At 56.6% G+C, this 14,686-nt stretch carries 10 protein-coding genes; 6 read left to right on the forward strand and 4 right to left on the reverse strand.

Annotated features, from left to right (window positions below; genetic code table 11):
- Positions 1-47 precede the first annotated feature (47 nt).
- Positions 48-2,225 carry a DEAD/DEAH box helicase gene (locus QP027_RS04170; RefSeq protein WP_284826232.1) on the forward strand — a complete coding sequence of 726 codons (2,178 nt, stop codon included), beginning with the start codon at positions 48-50 and terminating at the stop codon, positions 2,223-2,225.
- A 155-nt stretch (positions 2,226-2,380) separates the two neighbouring features.
- A complete protein-coding gene (locus QP027_RS04175; RefSeq protein WP_284826234.1) occupies positions 2,381-3,301 on the forward strand; it encodes a hypothetical protein in 921 nt (306 codons plus the stop codon).
- A gap of 10 nt (positions 3,302-3,311) precedes the next feature.
- Here QP027_RS04175 and QP027_RS04180 read toward each other — a convergent pair whose 3' ends face one another.
- The 3 genes from QP027_RS04180 to putP are packed head-to-tail and all read right to left on the reverse strand — an operon-like array spanning position 3,312 to position 6,034.
- Positions 3,312-3,785, reverse strand: a complete 474-nt coding sequence (locus QP027_RS04180; protein WP_284826235.1) for a DUF2269 domain-containing protein — start codon at positions 3,783-3,785, stop codon at positions 3,312-3,314.
- Positions 3,786-3,825: 40 nt separating this feature from the next.
- A complete protein-coding gene (locus tag QP027_RS04185; RefSeq protein WP_284826238.1) occupies positions 3,826-4,443 on the reverse strand; it encodes an HNH endonuclease family protein in 618 nt (205 codons plus the stop codon).
- Positions 4,444-4,450: 7 nt separating this feature from the next.
- Positions 4,451-6,034, reverse strand: coding sequence for a sodium/proline symporter PutP (putP, locus tag QP027_RS04190; protein ID WP_284826239.1), 1,584 nt, complete (start codon positions 6,032-6,034; stop codon positions 4,451-4,453).
- 112 nt (positions 6,035-6,146) lie between these two features.
- On the opposite strand from putP, the gene QP027_RS04195 reads away from it, so the two are divergent.
- The 4 genes from QP027_RS04195 to QP027_RS04210 are packed head-to-tail and all read left to right on the forward strand — an operon-like array spanning position 6,147 to position 13,906.
- Positions 6,147-9,239 (forward strand): DEAD/DEAH box helicase, encoded by a 3,093-nt coding sequence (locus QP027_RS04195; protein WP_284826241.1) that lies wholly within the window; start codon positions 6,147-6,149, stop codon positions 9,237-9,239.
- A 25-nt stretch (positions 9,240-9,264) separates the two neighbouring features.
- A complete protein-coding gene (locus QP027_RS04200; RefSeq protein ID WP_284826242.1) occupies positions 9,265-10,068 on the forward strand; it encodes an SWIM zinc finger family protein in 804 nt (267 codons plus the stop codon).
- Between the two features lie 58 nt (positions 10,069-10,126).
- Positions 10,127-11,263 carry a metallophosphoesterase family protein gene (locus tag QP027_RS04205; protein ID WP_284826243.1) on the forward strand — a complete coding sequence of 379 codons (1,137 nt, stop codon included), beginning with the start codon at positions 10,127-10,129 and terminating at the stop codon, positions 11,261-11,263.
- A gap of 3 nt (positions 11,264-11,266) precedes the next feature.
- Positions 11,267-13,906, forward strand: a complete 2,640-nt coding sequence (locus QP027_RS04210; protein WP_284826245.1) for an AAA family ATPase — start codon at positions 11,267-11,269, stop codon at positions 13,904-13,906.
- A gap of 108 nt (positions 13,907-14,014) precedes the next feature.
- Here QP027_RS04210 and QP027_RS04215 read toward each other — a convergent pair whose 3' ends face one another.
- A complete protein-coding gene (locus tag QP027_RS04215; protein ID WP_284826248.1) occupies positions 14,015-14,554 on the reverse strand; it encodes a YceI family protein in 540 nt (179 codons plus the stop codon).
- Positions 14,555-14,686 lie beyond the last annotated feature (132 nt).

Here is a 14,686-nt window from a genome sequence, read left to right on the forward strand (position 1 = left end):
AAAGCGCAAATGGTGAAATGCCAACATTTAGCGTATCGTTGCTCGCGATGAGCAATTCCGAAAACGCTACCGGCAGCGAAAATTCGCCGGAGAACTTTACCGAGTCGGAAACTCAGATGAACCCGCAGGATGTCGCAGTGGAAAATACTGCTTCTGATGACACCAGGGATGCGGAAAACTCTGAGGATACCGGCGTTGAGACCGAAAACACGGACTCGACCAACGAAGATACCGAAGAAAACAACGACGTAACCTCAGAACCCGCAGCGGAGGAATCCAAAGAAGCTGCCAATGGTTTCGAGAACCTCAACCTGCCTGACAAGGTAGTTCAGGCTGTAAAGCGCGTCGGATTCGAACAGCCATCTGCCATTCAGGCAGAGACCATTCCACTGTTGATGGAAGGCCGCGACGTAGTCGGCCTTGCACAGACCGGTACTGGCAAGACCGCAGCATTCGCGCTGCCGATCCTGTCCCAGATCGATCCGTCTGAGCGTCACCCACAAGCACTGGTCTTGGCACCAACCCGCGAGCTGGCACTCCAGGTCGCTGACTCTTTCCAGTCCTTCGCTGACCACCTGGGCAAGATCCAGGTTCTGCCGATTTACGGCGGTCAGGCATACGGCGTGCAGCTTTCCGGCCTGCGTCGTGGCGCACAGATCATCGTCGGCACCCCTGGCCGTGTGATTGATCACCTGGAGAAGGGCTCCCTGGACATCTCCAAGCTGCGTTTCCTCGTACTTGACGAGGCAGACGAGATGCTCAACATGGGCTTCCAAGAAGACGTTGAGCGCATTCTGGAAGACACCCCGGACGAGAAGCAGGTTGCACTGTTCTCGGCGACCATGCCAAACGGCATTCGCAAGATCTCCAAGCAGTACTTGAATGATCCTGCAGAGGTCACCGTGAAGTCGGAGACCCGCACCAACACCAACATCACCCAGCGCTACCTCTTCACCGCGCACCGCAACAAGCTCGACGCGATCACCCGCATCCTTGAGGTGACCGAGTTTGAAGCAATGATCGTGTTCGTGCGCACCAAGCACGAAACCGAAGAAATTGCCGAGAAGCTGCGCGCACGTGGCTTCTCCGCAGCCGCGATCAACGGCGATATTGCCCAGCAGCAGCGTGAGCGCACCGTCGATCAGCTGCGTGATGGCCGCCTGGACATCCTTGTCGCAACCGACGTCGCCGCCCGTGGCCTGGACGTAGAGCGCATCTCACACGTTTTGAACTACGACATCCCGAACGACACCGAGAGCTACGTGCACCGCATCGGTCGTACGGGCCGTGCAGGTCGTAAGGGCGAAGCGATCCTGTTTGTTACCCCTCGTGAGCGTCGCATGCTGCGTTCCATCGAACGCGTGACCAACGCGACCATCGAAGAGATGGATCTGCCAACCGTCGATGAGGTTAACGAGTCCCGCAAGGCTAATTTTGCTGACTCCATCACAGCGTCGCTGGAATCCAAGCAGATCGACGTCTTCCGTTCGCTGGTCAAGGCATACTCCGAAGCAAACGACGTCCCAATGGAGGATATCGCTGCGGCACTGGCTACCCAGGCGCAGGCTGGCGACGAGTTCTTGATGAAGGAGCCACCAAAGCAGAAGCGTGACCGCGACTTCGACCGTGGTGGTCGTGATTTCGATCGTCGTGACCGTGGTGACCGCCGTGATCGTGACTTCGGTGATCGTCGTGAGCGCGGTGGACGCGATCGCTTCGAGCGTAACGGTAACTTTGACACCTACCGACTTGCCGTGGGTAAGCGTCAGCACGTTCGCCCAGGTGCCATCGTCGGCGCATTGGCTAACGAAGGTGGCTTGAGCTCCAAGGACTTCGGTCGCATCACCATCGCTGTTAACCACACCTTGGTCGAGCTGCCCAAGAACATGGACTCTTCCGTACTCGATCGCCTGTCTGATACCCGCATTTCGGGCCAGCTGATCAACATTGAGCGCGACCACGGTGGCCCTCAGCGTGATCAGGGCGACGATCGTGGCGGCTACCGCGGGGGACGCGGTGGACGCGACCGAGACGATCGCGGTGGACGCGGCGGATACCGTCGTGACCGTGGCGGACGTGGCGATCGTGAAGATCGTGGCGGCTACCGTGGCGGACGCGACCGCGACGACCGTGGTGGTTACCGCGGGGGACGCGACCGTGATGATCGTGGTGGTTACCGCGGTGGGCGCGATGATCGCGGCGGCCGTGGACAGTGGCGCGACTAGTGCTTTCTGTGGCGATGTAACGACATTTGCCTTGTGTGCGATAAGCAGAATAGTAGTGACTATTCTGCTTATCGCATTTTTGCGTTCATCCCCCTGCTTCGAGTCCTCTCTTGCGGACCTGTGAAGCTTTGACACGAGCACATGGAGGTTGGATTGTGCCCACGGATCAGCTCTTTGTGATGTTTGACTCCATCGTGCGTACCACAACATGTCTCGAACACCGAGCAATAGTGGAACGCTGGGTGGTCAACTATATCTCGCAGAATGCCCATTTCACCGTGGAGCAGGCCACCGTTATCGCCTTAGAACTCACCAGCCGACTCTCGCCTGAAGACTTTGATAATCCCGCGGTGCTGCGCGCACTCGCAGAGCTGGATGTTCGCACCGAGCTGGACTGGGTCATGCGCGGCGCGTACCCGCTTGCCGGAACGAGTCCGATCATGATCCCAAGCGGTGGTGATGGAACAATTCCGGTCTACCCGGCAAGTGACGTGACCCCGCCGATGACGGTAGAGTCGTCGCCAACACTTGTCGGCAGCATGCACCCGCCTCTCGACGTCGACATCGACCCGGCTGTTGCGGAAATTTCCGCAGTGCTTGTCGACGACGCTCTCGTGTACTTCTCCCAACTTCCACAGTCCGGCATTCATCTCCAGAAAGACGAGCAGCCAGACCCCGACGTGCTAGTACGTATGGCGCTGGAACGCCCAGCCGGCAACAGTAGTGCGCCCGCGCGTTGCGTAGTCAAAGTGAACGCGGAGGCCGGTGTCGATCTCACGGCCACGGTACTTAAAGCTTTGGCGCAGGTGGTCTATATCGGCCTTCTGGAGCATGTGGAAAACGTGTCAGAATGCGAAAAAGCCATCCACCCGATGGAGCTTGGCTTGATCGCCCACATCGTGGGCACTCGCCTGGGACTGACCGTGCAAAGCGATGAAATGCATGACGACCACTGGATGGATGACTTTTTCTACGGTATTCCCGATGTTCCCGTCGATCACCTGGTCAACTGGAAACTCGTCGGACTCGCGGCTGTTGCTCTAGAAGATTCTTTGTGCGGATTCGCGCGATTCTAGGCTGGGTTGCCTAGATAAACATGAGGATGAGCATGATCACCCAGAGCAGGTTAAAGATTCCGGCACCGATTGTCGCCATCTTTTTGGACTTGTCCCAGTCCTTAACCTGATCGTGCTCAGGATCAACGTCATCTACTGGGAGCAGGTTTAAAGTGCCCAGCATCTTCTTCTGCTGCGGAATTACCAGCGCGATCAAGATCGCCCAGGCGATCACAGCGAGGACCAGGGAGGCGTGGAACTGCCCCTGGGTCTTAAACTGCGCCCACCCCGCGAACAGAACAGTTGCGCCCAACAGCGGAACCAAAGCGGAGATCACGCCATAGGTCGAGCTGATGCGCCCGAGCAGCTGGGCGCGGCCCGCAGCACGCTGATCGCCGGCGCGTGCTTCGTCTGCCTGGCGTGGGAAGATCGACGTTGCCACCATGACAGGGCCGAGCAGGATGATTGCCGACACAACGTGCAGGAAAATCAAGAAACTAACCATAAAAAACGAATTCCTTTTCAGTGTCTGTTACTACCTCGAACTACTCTACGGGCAGTAGTGTAGTCACGCTGAACCTACATTGGCGATTCATTACTTTCCGATCCTCTGCAGGCAAAGAAAGCTCGTATGTGGCAGCAACCGCTGCCAGTCGGGTGACGTACTCGCAACGAAAACGAGTATGGCTGGGCAACCACTCAGAGGGGAGCTGGTCGGATTTTTCTTGATTCGCGGCGCGCGAGGTGGCGATCAAGTTCAAAGGATCGTTGGCAAAGGCGACTCGCTTGTCATGTTCCCAGGCGTGTGCTCCCAGATCCCAGGCAGCGGACAAAGGAAAGACGTGGTCGATTTCTAGCTCGTGAGCCGGTGTATCCACTCCGGTGTAGGGGTCGTAGACGGTGCTCCCAGGCGCCGGGGCGATATGACAACTTGGGGAATCTAGATGCCACGCCAGTAGTTCTTGGCGAGTAGTGCAACCTGAGCGGCCAGTCGCCCAGCCCGCTCCGAACTCGGTGCGGGCATAGCCGATCACGGTGAGGCGCTGTGGGACGGCGGGGGAGTCGTCGATAAGCAAAGAAAGCTCACGCGAGCCAACCGGGAATTTCACGGTGGCAAGCGTGAGCACAATGAGAAAAGCGAGGTATAGCCTGCGAAGGTTCATACCCTCTTTAGACTGCGGTTGACCCCTCCTGGGTTCCATGGATAGCTTCACGAGCTTGGGAGAAGGAAAGATCCGGGTGGGCGTTGGAGTACTCAGTGATCGCGAGCGCTTCGTCGAACTCCGCTGGGGCTTCCTCGGGTGCGCGGGTGAGAAGTGAGACGATGATCATGGCAGCGGTGGCGGCGATGAAGCCTGGAACGATTTCGTAGATCATCGAGGAGGTCGCTTCGAGGTTACCCCAGACAAACGACACGACAGCGCCGGTGGTCATGCCTGCGATGGCACCCGGCGCAGTCAGGCGTTTCCAGTACAAGGCTGCAATCATGACAGGACCAAACGCCGAGCCAAAACCAGCCCATGCAAAGCCGACGAGGCTGAGGATGGAGTCGGAAGGGTTGACAGCCAAGATGATGGCAACCAGTGCGACTACAACAACCATCACTCGCGACCACAACAGCAGAACGCGACCCGGGGCTTGCTTCTTCGCGAATACGCGGTAGAGATCTTCGACAAGCGCCGACGCAGTGATCAAGAGCTGCGAGGACATCGTGGACATGATGGCGGCAAGTACGGCGGTCAAAATGACTCCCGCGATCAGTGGGTGGAAAAGCAAGCGCGCGAGGTCGAGGAAGATCGTCTCGTAGCTCGTTGTATCGGTGATCGTCTCGCCCTTTTGAGCAAAGTAGACAGTGGAGATGATCGCCGTAGCGATCGCACCGATGTAGCACAGAGTCACCCAGAAGACTCCGGTGACGCGACCTTGCTTGGCTTCGGATGGATTGCGCAGCGCCATGAACCTGGTGACGATGTGCGGCTGGCCCATGTAACCCAAGCCCCAAGCGAGGTTGCCGATGATCGCAGCAAGTGAGACCCCGGAGACAAGATTGAAGTATGTCGGGTTGCCTTCGGGGTGCGGTCCGTAGGCGTTGTTGGTGGCAAATGTGAACAGCTCGGAGACGTTGTCCAATGCGAAGAATGCCATGACAGGGACGATGATCAGAGCGGCGAACATCAGCAGACCTTGAACCACGTCGGTGTAGGACACAGCGAGGAAGCCGCCAACGAAGGTATAAATCACGGTAATAGAGCCGACGATCAGCATTCCGGTGAGGTAGTCGCCGTGGAAAGTGGACTCGAAGTAGCGCCCGCCGGCGACCATGCCGGAGGATACATAGAAGGTAAAGAAGAAGATGATGATGCCGGCCGCGATGATGCGCAGGAGGCGCGACGAGTCATGCAAGCGGTTCTCAAAGAAGCTTGGCAGGGTGATCGAGTTGTTGGCCACCTCCGAGTAGGAGCGCAGACGCGGTGCGATCCACTTCCAGTTGGCCCAGGTGCCGATGAGCAGACCAATGACGATCCACAGCTCACTCATGCCGGTGGCGAAAAGCGCGCCGGGAAGACCCATCAAAAGCCAGCCAGACATATCCGATGCGCCTGCGGAAAGACCGGCGACAAATGGGTGGAGGCCACGATCGCCAAGGACGTAGTCGTCGTATTTCTTGGTGCGACGCCATGAGTAGAAACCGATGCTCAGCATCACCCCGAAATATAAAACGATGGCGACAATGATCCATGCGTTGTCGGTCATGGGTAGGCCTTTCAATTTTCCTGGGTGACAAGGGGCACAAAATTAGCAATGACACTACTGTACGTAGTTGATTTACAGTGACGAAATCGCTAAAGGTGGTAAAAAGGAACTTATGCCTAAATTCCTTCTCCACGGGCTCTGGTTGCCAGACTCCGGACTCAACCTCTGGGTTGAGATGGTGGAAGGCCACAAGATCGTGCTGCCTTCCGCTGCAGCACCGGGCACGTTTCCTCCTGTCATCGAGGCATTGCTTGACGACGAACACTTTCGCCGTCGCGTAAACATCAAATTGCAGACGCCTAAAGGTCGCCACGTAGAGCTGCGCATCCCAGCCGCAGCTTTTGCCCCCGAAGAGACGATTTCGTTCTTGAGCCAGATCGCGTTTCTCGACGACAACAGTCCCGCTGCAACGAAGGAACAGCGCGCAGCGATCGCCCCCGATTTGTACTGGATTATCCGCATGTACACGGGCATCACCAAGTTTGCGCGCGCCGGGCGGGTGACGATTCGCGTGAACTACGCCGATCATCAGTGGTATCCGGAGTGGCAGTTGGGCACCGGATTGGAAGAGCGCGGTTGGCTGGCGGACATGGTCGCGGCAGCGCCGGGTGTCATCGCAATTAACAATGTCAACCTCACCGAATCCATCGCGCAGACGTTTGTGCACTGGATTGTTTCGGCGCGTTTGCGCCACCTCCTTGAGGTGCAGCGTCCGTACCCATGGCATGACTTCGCTGAGTCGCTTTTGATGTCCGCGCCTTTGCGTCGCGGGAACCCGCAGTTGCTCAAGCATATGAATGCGTGGAACGGGTCAATTACAGCGGTCAACGTTCAGCTCGTCTTCATCGTTGAGCAGCCCGAAGACACCGAGCAAGCAGCTGACCCCGGGGCTCAGCAATGGCCTGTGCGATTGCAGGTGCGCAGCGGTACTGATGCCCCGCGCCCCATCAGATTAGGGGAGCTGGACCCGAACAGCACAGAGCGGTTGAAGAACTCTTTGCGCCAAGCGATCACCATCACGTCCCTTGTGGATGCCACTTTGCATCCACGCCGCATGTTCTTCGACGACGACCAGGTTGCCGGCGATTGGGACGTATTTCTTTCCACTGAAGACATCGTTCGCTTTGTGCAGCATGAAGCAACGCGACTCAAGGCAGCAGGCTTTACGGTCATGTTGCCGCGCGCGTGGTCCACCGCAGAGACGTCGGCGAAGTTGAACGTTCAGCGTGCTTCCGAGGGCGCCGACGGTTCTTCGGTGACTCGGTTGGGCTTTGATCAGCTGGTCAGCTATGACTGGCGAGTAAGTGTGGGGGATACGCAGCTCACCCACGAGGAGATGCAGGACCTCATCCGCTCCAAATCCGGGTTAATCAAACTGCGTGGCGAATGGGTTTTGGCCGACAACTCTTCGCTGGCGAAGATCCAGGAATACATGGAGAAGCTGTCCAAGCGCTCCACCGAGCAGATGAAAAAGCGCCTTGAGCAAGCAGCGATGCGTGCTGAGTTTGCCAAGGCCAATGGGGATCCGAACTTTCTTGCGCTGGAGGCGGAGGTCGAACGTCTGCGCGACGAGTACAACGCCGCGCTAGAGGGCGAAGGCGGTGTTGTCACAGCGGAGGAGCTGCGCGCGCTCGCGCTGGAATCACTGGCCGACGAGCCACTCGAATTCACTGGTTCGCCGTGGTTTACCTCTCTCATGGGTGGCCCAGATCGACCGGCCCCAGAGCGAATTGCGATTCCGGACACCGTTCAGGTGGAGCTACGCGAATATCAGCGTCGCGGCGTGGACTGGCTGTATTACATGTCACGCAACAACTTAGGGGCTGTGCTTGCCGACGACATGGGGTTGGGTAAGACCCTGCAACTTCTCACGCTACTGGCAGTGGAGGCAGACCGTGGCGAGCGTGGCGGACCAACTTTGGTGGTAGCGCCGACTTCGGTGGTGGGTAACTGGGCCAACGAGGCGCGTCGGTTTGTGCCGCATCTCAAGGTGGAAGTGCATCACGGGGCTGAGCGTCTGCACGGCTTGGACCTGCAAGAAAGAATCGACAACATCGACATACTGATTACCTCGTATGGCGTTGTGGGGCGTGACTTCAAGGAGCTTTCGGTTTTTGAGTGGGACCATGTTGTGCTCGATGAGGCGCAGGCGATCAAGAACTCGTCGACACGCGCCTCGCGCAGCGTCCGGGCGATTCCTGCGCGTCACCGCATTGCTTTGACTGGTACGCCGATTGAAAACCGGCTGAGTGAAATGCGCTCAATCCTCGACTTTGTCAACCCAGGCATGCTGGGTGGAGCGAGCTTTTTCCGCAACCACTTTTCCAAGCCGATCGAAACGGCGCGAAATGAAGAGCTGGCCATGGAGATGGGCGAGAGGCTGCGGACGTTGACTGCACCCTTTATCTTGCGCAGGCTGAAGACCGATCCTGCCATTATCGACGATCTGCCGGAGAAGGACGAGCAAATCGTCGTGGTGGATATGACCGCAGAGCAGGCCGCGCTGTACAAGGCGCTGACCGATTCGATGCAGCAGGCGTTGGAGGAGCGCAGCGGCATGGCGCGCAAGGGGCTAGTCCTAGCCACGATCACGCGCATCAAGCAGATTTGCAATCACCCGGCGCACTACCTGGGCGATGGCTCGACAGTGACCGTGAACGGTAAACACCGCTCGGGCAAAGTGGAGGAACTGATGAAGCTGCTTAACAACGCGGTGGAACAAGATCGTCGCGTGCTGATCTTCACCCAGTACAAAGCTTTCGGTGATATTTTGCAGCCGTACCTATCCACTCGGTTTGGCGAGCACATTCCGTTCTTGCACGGCGGCGTGACCAAGAACCAGCGTGACAAGATGGTGGCATCGTTCCAAAAGGCTGACGGACCGCGAGCGATGATCTTGTCGCTGAAGGCTGGGGGTACCGGCTTAAACCTCACCGCAGCCTCGATCGTCATTCATATGGACCGCTGGTGGAACCCCGCCGTGGAGAACCAGGCTACCGACCGTGCCTACCGCATTGGCCAAGACAAAGATGTCGATGTGTACAAGATGATCACCAGGGGAACGATGGAAGAATCGATCCAAGATGTTCTCGACGGGAAAATGCACCTGGCTGGAACCGTGGTGGGCGAGGGGGAAGGCTGGATCACCGAGCTGGATTCAGAAGACTTGGCCCGTCTGATCAGCTACCGTGCGGAAGAGGACTAGGAAGAGGACTAGGAGGTACAACGAGATGGTTCGTCCACAGGAAGACAACGTTATTTACGCCAACTTTGGCGCGAAGAAGCGCGTGACCAATGCTGCCGAGGTCAACGTTCCTCCACGTCCAACAGGCGTGACATGGTCGCCGGGCTCCATGCGCGTTTTCAATGCAGCGGTGCGTAAGACTGACCAGGGGCGAGTGACTCGTGGACGGCAGTACGCAGCCAGTGGGCAAGTAATCGACATTCAAATTCGCCTCGGAGCGGCGCACGGGCAGGTGGCCGGTTCCCAGAACCAGCCTTTTTCCGTGGTGATGCGCCTACCGTATCGTTCACCGGATGATTTGGGCGAAGTGACAAAATTGCTGGCCCAGACTCCCAACGGGATTACCAAAGCTCGACGGGGTGATATTTCCCAGGACGTGCTCGATGTCTTGCTCGGTGACGAAGGCGACGACATCTGGTTTTCTTGCGACTGCCCCGATCCATCCAACGTGTGTAAACACTCCGTGGCTGTGGCCGAGAAATTGGCCGCGAAAATCGATGCCGATCCGACGTTGCTTTTTCAGTTGCGCGGGATCGACCTGAACTCGCTGGAACGCACGGTACGAGTTGCTGCAGTTTCTGTGTCCAAGGCAAATGCGGAGGAAGGGTCCGAGTATTTTTGGACGGGCCGTGCCATGCCGGACCTGCCCGATCCGAAGGTCGCCCCAATGCTCGATGATTCCGACCTTGATCTTCTCCACGCCGCAATGCAGTCCATCTCATTTACCAATATCGACCAGCTTCGCGCAGTAGCTGACATCGAAGATCTCTACGACGAATTAACCCGTTAGCCTGCGCGTTCGATTCAGCCGGGCAGCCATGTCGGAACCGAATGCTACAACTGGACCCATGAACACACTAACCTTCATTCATTCTTCTGACCTGCAGTTAGGCATGACGCGCAAGTTCCTCGATAGCGACGCACAATCGCGTTTCGACGACTCTCGGCTCCGCGCAGTCGAGCGACTAGGCATGCTTGCCGACGAGCGCGGCGCCGAATTTATCGTCATCGCCGGAGACGTTTTCGAGCACAACTCCCTAGACCCGCGCACGATTGGCCGCGCGGTCGAACTGCTTTCCCGGCTTCCTGTCCCGGTGTATCTCTTGCCCGGTAACCATGATCCCCTTATTGCCGATTCGATTTTTAACCGCACGCGCGACATCGACAATGTCACCGTGATTGAAGAAAGCTCTGTGATCGAGGTTCGACCTGGAGTGGAGCTTATCGGTGCCCCATTGATCGCGAAGCACGCGAGTGAAGACCTTGTTGCAGTGGCGCTGCGTGACCTAGAACCCAGTGATGCTCTTCGAGTGCTTGTAGGGCATGGACAGGTTGCTTCCTTTTCTAGCGAACCAGCACCTGGTCTCATCGACCTTGACAACATTGAGTCGAGGATTGCGGATGGGACGATCGACTATGTGGCGTTGGGTGATACCCACTCCACTCAATCCTTGGGCACCAGCGGGCGAGTGTGGTTTTCTGGCTCGCCCGAGGTAACGGATTTTCATGACTTTGTTCCAGGTTCCGCGGGCGGAGAGGTCGATTCCGGCAATGCCCTCGTGGTGACCCTTAGCGGTGATGACATCGACGTTGAGAAAGTACACACCGGCCAGTGGCGTTTTGAAGCGCTGAGCTGGGAAGTCTCTGACCTAGATGATGTCAGAGCGTTATTGGCAGACCTTGATACGTACGAAGACAAGGCACGCACCGTGATTAAGTATTCAATTTCGGGGACTCTTGGTTTAGAAGCTACGCGCATGTTGGAAGCGGGCATAGCCAAACAGGAACCCGTGTTCGGCGCTTTGTACGAGCGGGACCGCCTGTGGGATTTGCACCTAGAACCCAGCGATGAAGAGATGGCGAACCTGCCACTCCAAGGTTTCGCACGCTCTGCGATGGGCGAGCTTGTGACTTCAGCGTCCAATAACGATCCAACTGCTCGCGATGCCGTAAATCTACTTTTCCGTCTCAGCCAGGAGGCGTAACTCATGCGAATTCACTCTCTCACGCTAGACAACGTCCGTGGTATCGAGCACCTTGAGCTCGCTGATCTGCCCGAAACCGGAGTCATCGTGATTCACGGTGAGAACGAGGCGGGAAAATCAACAATCCTTGACGCCTTAGATGCGGTATTGAACCAACGCCACGGGGCGAAGAACTCGGCAGTGAAGCAGCTGCAGCCGGTGCATCGTGATGTACCTCCAGAAGTTTTTCTCCATGCAACCATCGGCCCGTACACGTTCAAGCTGCGGAAGCAATGGCTCTCCCGCGCCGCGACTGAGCTAGAACTTGTTGCCCCACAACGCGCCAATTTCAAAGGCCGAGAAGCCGACGACAAACTTGCAGACATCATCGCCGAGCACATGGATGCCGAGCTTGCACAAACACTTTTCATGCGGCAGAACGCGGTTCCAAGTGGCATTAAGGCGGTAGGGATTCCCAGCATGACTCATGCTTTGGATCGTGAAGTCGGGGAAGACTCCACGGGAACCGAAGACACCGAACTCCTGCAACGCATTGAATCGGAGTACCAGAGATACTTCACCCCCAAGGGAAAACCCGTCAAGGAGATCACCCAGCGTATCGAGAAAATTGCAGAATTTACGGCGTTGCTTGAGGACAAGCGACGCGAGAAAGACCGCCTAGGGGAGCGGGTTGACGAAGTTGATCGGAAACACCGTGAGATCGAAGGAATCCGATCTGAACTTCCTGATGCCGTCCGCGAAGTAGAGGAATTGCAGAAACAGTTTGTCACCGCGCAGAAGACCAAGGATGCTGCAGACCAGGCAGCCGAGCGGGCATATCACGCGGAAGCGGCGCTGAAGCGAATCTTGGCAGATAAGCAACATCGTGAGTTATTGGTAGAACGACTTGAACTGGCGAAAGCGAACAGGACTGCTCTTGCAGCGCAGGTCTCTGAATTGTCTGCGAAAACTAAAGCGGAAAGTGACAAGATTGCGGAGTTAGAACTGCATCGCGACACCGCTGTCGAACAAGAGAAGAAAGCCCGCAAAGCGCTTCGCGAGGCACAAAATCTTCGCGACAACACACGAGCAAGCTCAAAGCTCACTGCCTTACGCGCCTTGATCGACGATTGGCACAAAGCCGACGAAGAAGTAGCCCGCCTGCGATCGGAACTTCCCGAGCGGACTATCTCTGATGATGATGTCAGCGCGGTGGAAGATGCCTCCAACGAGCTCCTGATCCAGAAACGTCTCCGTGAAGCTTCCGCGGCCAAACTCATCATCTCTCGACCTACTTCAGGCGAAGTACTTGTCGACGACACTCCGGTTGAACTGTCTGGCGAGACTTTCATCGAACTCCATGACGGCACAAGGCTGGAGTTAGACAACTTTGCTGCGACGTTCCAAGCCGCAGCGACCAGTAGTGATTCAGTGTCTGCGGTGGAGAACGCAGAGCACGCCTTGAGCGAGCTGCTCGACGAGCTTGGATGCGCAGAGCTTGCAGAGGTTCGTCTCAAGCGTGATCAGCATCGTGAAGTTACCGCGCAACTGAGCAGTGCGGTGGACAGTAGAAAATCAATTCTTGGGACACGTGAGATCGATGACATTAAGGCGGAGATCGAGAATCTAGAAGAACAGCTTGATAGTTTTCGCGAAAGTGCAGATGCGCTCACTGAAGAAGAAGCTGAGCGACGGGTACAAGAAAATCAGGAAGCCTTCGATCAGGCGTCGATTTTGGCACGTAGTGCAGAGGCGCAATTGGGCGGTTGGGCTGCCCGAAAAGCGCATACTGAGCTGGAGATTGTTCGCGCTAGGTTGCAGGCCGCTGAGGAAGCTGTCAAGACCGCGACCAGCGAGCTAGACACGCAGTTGGAAAAACTATCAGACGAGGACTTTGCGCTGAAGCTTCATGAAGCCACTACGACTCATGAAACAACAAGAAAGGCATTGGAGCTAGCACGCGAGGAATTGGAAGCAGCGAGACCAGACCTTGCCGAGAGTCTGCTGAATGGTGCCACAGCACGGGTAGAGAATCTGAAGAAACGCGAAAGTGACGCGCATATTCGGATCGTCGAGCTCACCAGCCACATTGAGACGGCACAAGGCATCGCGGAGGAAGTGGATCAACTCGAAGCCAAGGTTGCTCAGCTTTCAACCGAGGCAGATCGTGTTCAGCGGCGCGCGGATGCGGTGAATCTACTCCGAAGCACGATGCATTCGTATCGTGACGCAGCTCGAAAGCGTTATGCCGAGCCATTTGCGCGTGCACTCAATAGGTATGCATCGATCGTGTTTGGGCCTGAGGTGAGCTTTGAGCTGGATGATGACTTGCAAGTAGTGGAGCGTTCGCTCGCAGGAGCTACGGTGCCTTTAGAGCAATTGTCGGGTGGAGCGAAGGAGCAGCTCGCAGTCCTTACCCGCTTTGCGATCGCTGAATTAGCCTCCGGGGGGACTGAAGCAGGTTCGGTGCCGGTTGTTGTCGATGATGCCTTGGGCTCCACCGATCCACAGCGTCTCAAACTGATGAACACATTGTTCAACACGGTCGGGATGAATAATCAGGTGCTTGTGCTGACGTGTTACCCACAAAGGTTTGACCGAGTGAATACCGCAGCGCGTCACTCAATCGACGACTTGAAATCTACGGGCGAGAACCCGCACTAGATAATTGCACTGGGAAAAGGAACCACCACCGGTCGCCCCGCGCTCTTGAGAGGAGGAAAGTAATTTAAGCGCGGTGGGGTAACCGGTGGTGGAAATCTATGGAGTGGCTTATGCCTGCTTGATGCCGGAGCCTTCGACCTCAAGGGTGACCTGCTCGGAAACCAGCATGCCGCCGGAGTTAAGAGGAGCGTCAAAATCGATGCCGAAGTCCTTGCGGTTGACCTTGGTGGAAGCCTCGAAGCCAACGCGGGTGTTGCCAAATGGATCCTCTTCAACGCCGAAGACCTCGACGTCGAGGGTAACAGGCTTGGTGATGCCCTTGATGGTCAGATCGCCATCGACGGTGCCTTCGCCGTTTTCGTCCAGGTTGAACTTGGTGGAGGTGAAAGTAATCTCCGGGAACTTCATTACGTCGAAGAAGTCCTCACCCTGAACGTGAGCGTCGCGGTCAGCGTTACCGGTGTTTACGGAAGCTGCGTTGATGACTGCTTCAGCCTTGTTGTTCTCTGGGTTGTCCTGGTCGATAACAACGGTGGAGTTCCAGTCGGTGAAGTGGCCACGGACCTTGGTAACCATTGCGTGACGTGCAACGAAGTTGATAGCGGTGTGAGCGTTGTCTAGGACGAAAGTTCCGTTGAGGTTCTGCATTGTGATGCTCCTTAAAAGCTAGTTAATCGTGATTTTCAGTGGCGCAGCGCGATCAAGTCTTAGTGTCTTGTTTGCTGCGATGTCACCACAGTAACGAAGAGGATGATGATGTGTCAACTCCAAATTTAAAGT

The sequence above is a fragment of the Corynebacterium breve genome, from assembly GCF_030252165.1.
Lineage (GTDB): Bacteria > Actinomycetota > Actinomycetes > Mycobacteriales > Mycobacteriaceae > Corynebacterium > Corynebacterium breve.

Coding starts and splice junctions, on each gene's coding strand:
- QP027_RS04170 (WP_284826232.1), top strand. CDS start 48: ATGAGCAATTCCGAAAACGCTACCGGCAGCGAAAATTCGCCGGAGAAC.
- QP027_RS04180 (WP_284826235.1), bottom strand. CDS start 3,785: ATGGTTAGTTTCTTGATTTTCCTGCACGTTGTGTCGGCAATCATCCTG.
- QP027_RS04185 (WP_284826238.1), bottom strand. CDS start 4,443: ATGAACCTTCGCAGGCTATACCTCGCTTTTCTCATTGTGCTCACGCTT.
- putP (WP_284826239.1), bottom strand. CDS start 6,034: ATGACCGACAACGCATGGATCATTGTCGCCATCGTTTTATATTTCGGG.
- QP027_RS04195 (WP_284826241.1), top strand. CDS start 6,147: ATGCCTAAATTCCTTCTCCACGGGCTCTGGTTGCCAGACTCCGGACTC.
- QP027_RS04200 (WP_284826242.1), top strand. CDS start 9,265: ATGGTTCGTCCACAGGAAGACAACGTTATTTACGCCAACTTTGGCGCG.
- QP027_RS04205 (WP_284826243.1), top strand. CDS start 10,127: ATGAACACACTAACCTTCATTCATTCTTCTGACCTGCAGTTAGGCATG.
- QP027_RS04210 (WP_284826245.1), top strand. CDS start 11,267: ATGCGAATTCACTCTCTCACGCTAGACAACGTCCGTGGTATCGAGCAC.
- QP027_RS04215 (WP_284826248.1), bottom strand. CDS start 14,554: ATGCAGAACCTCAACGGAACTTTCGTCCTAGACAACGCTCACACCGCT.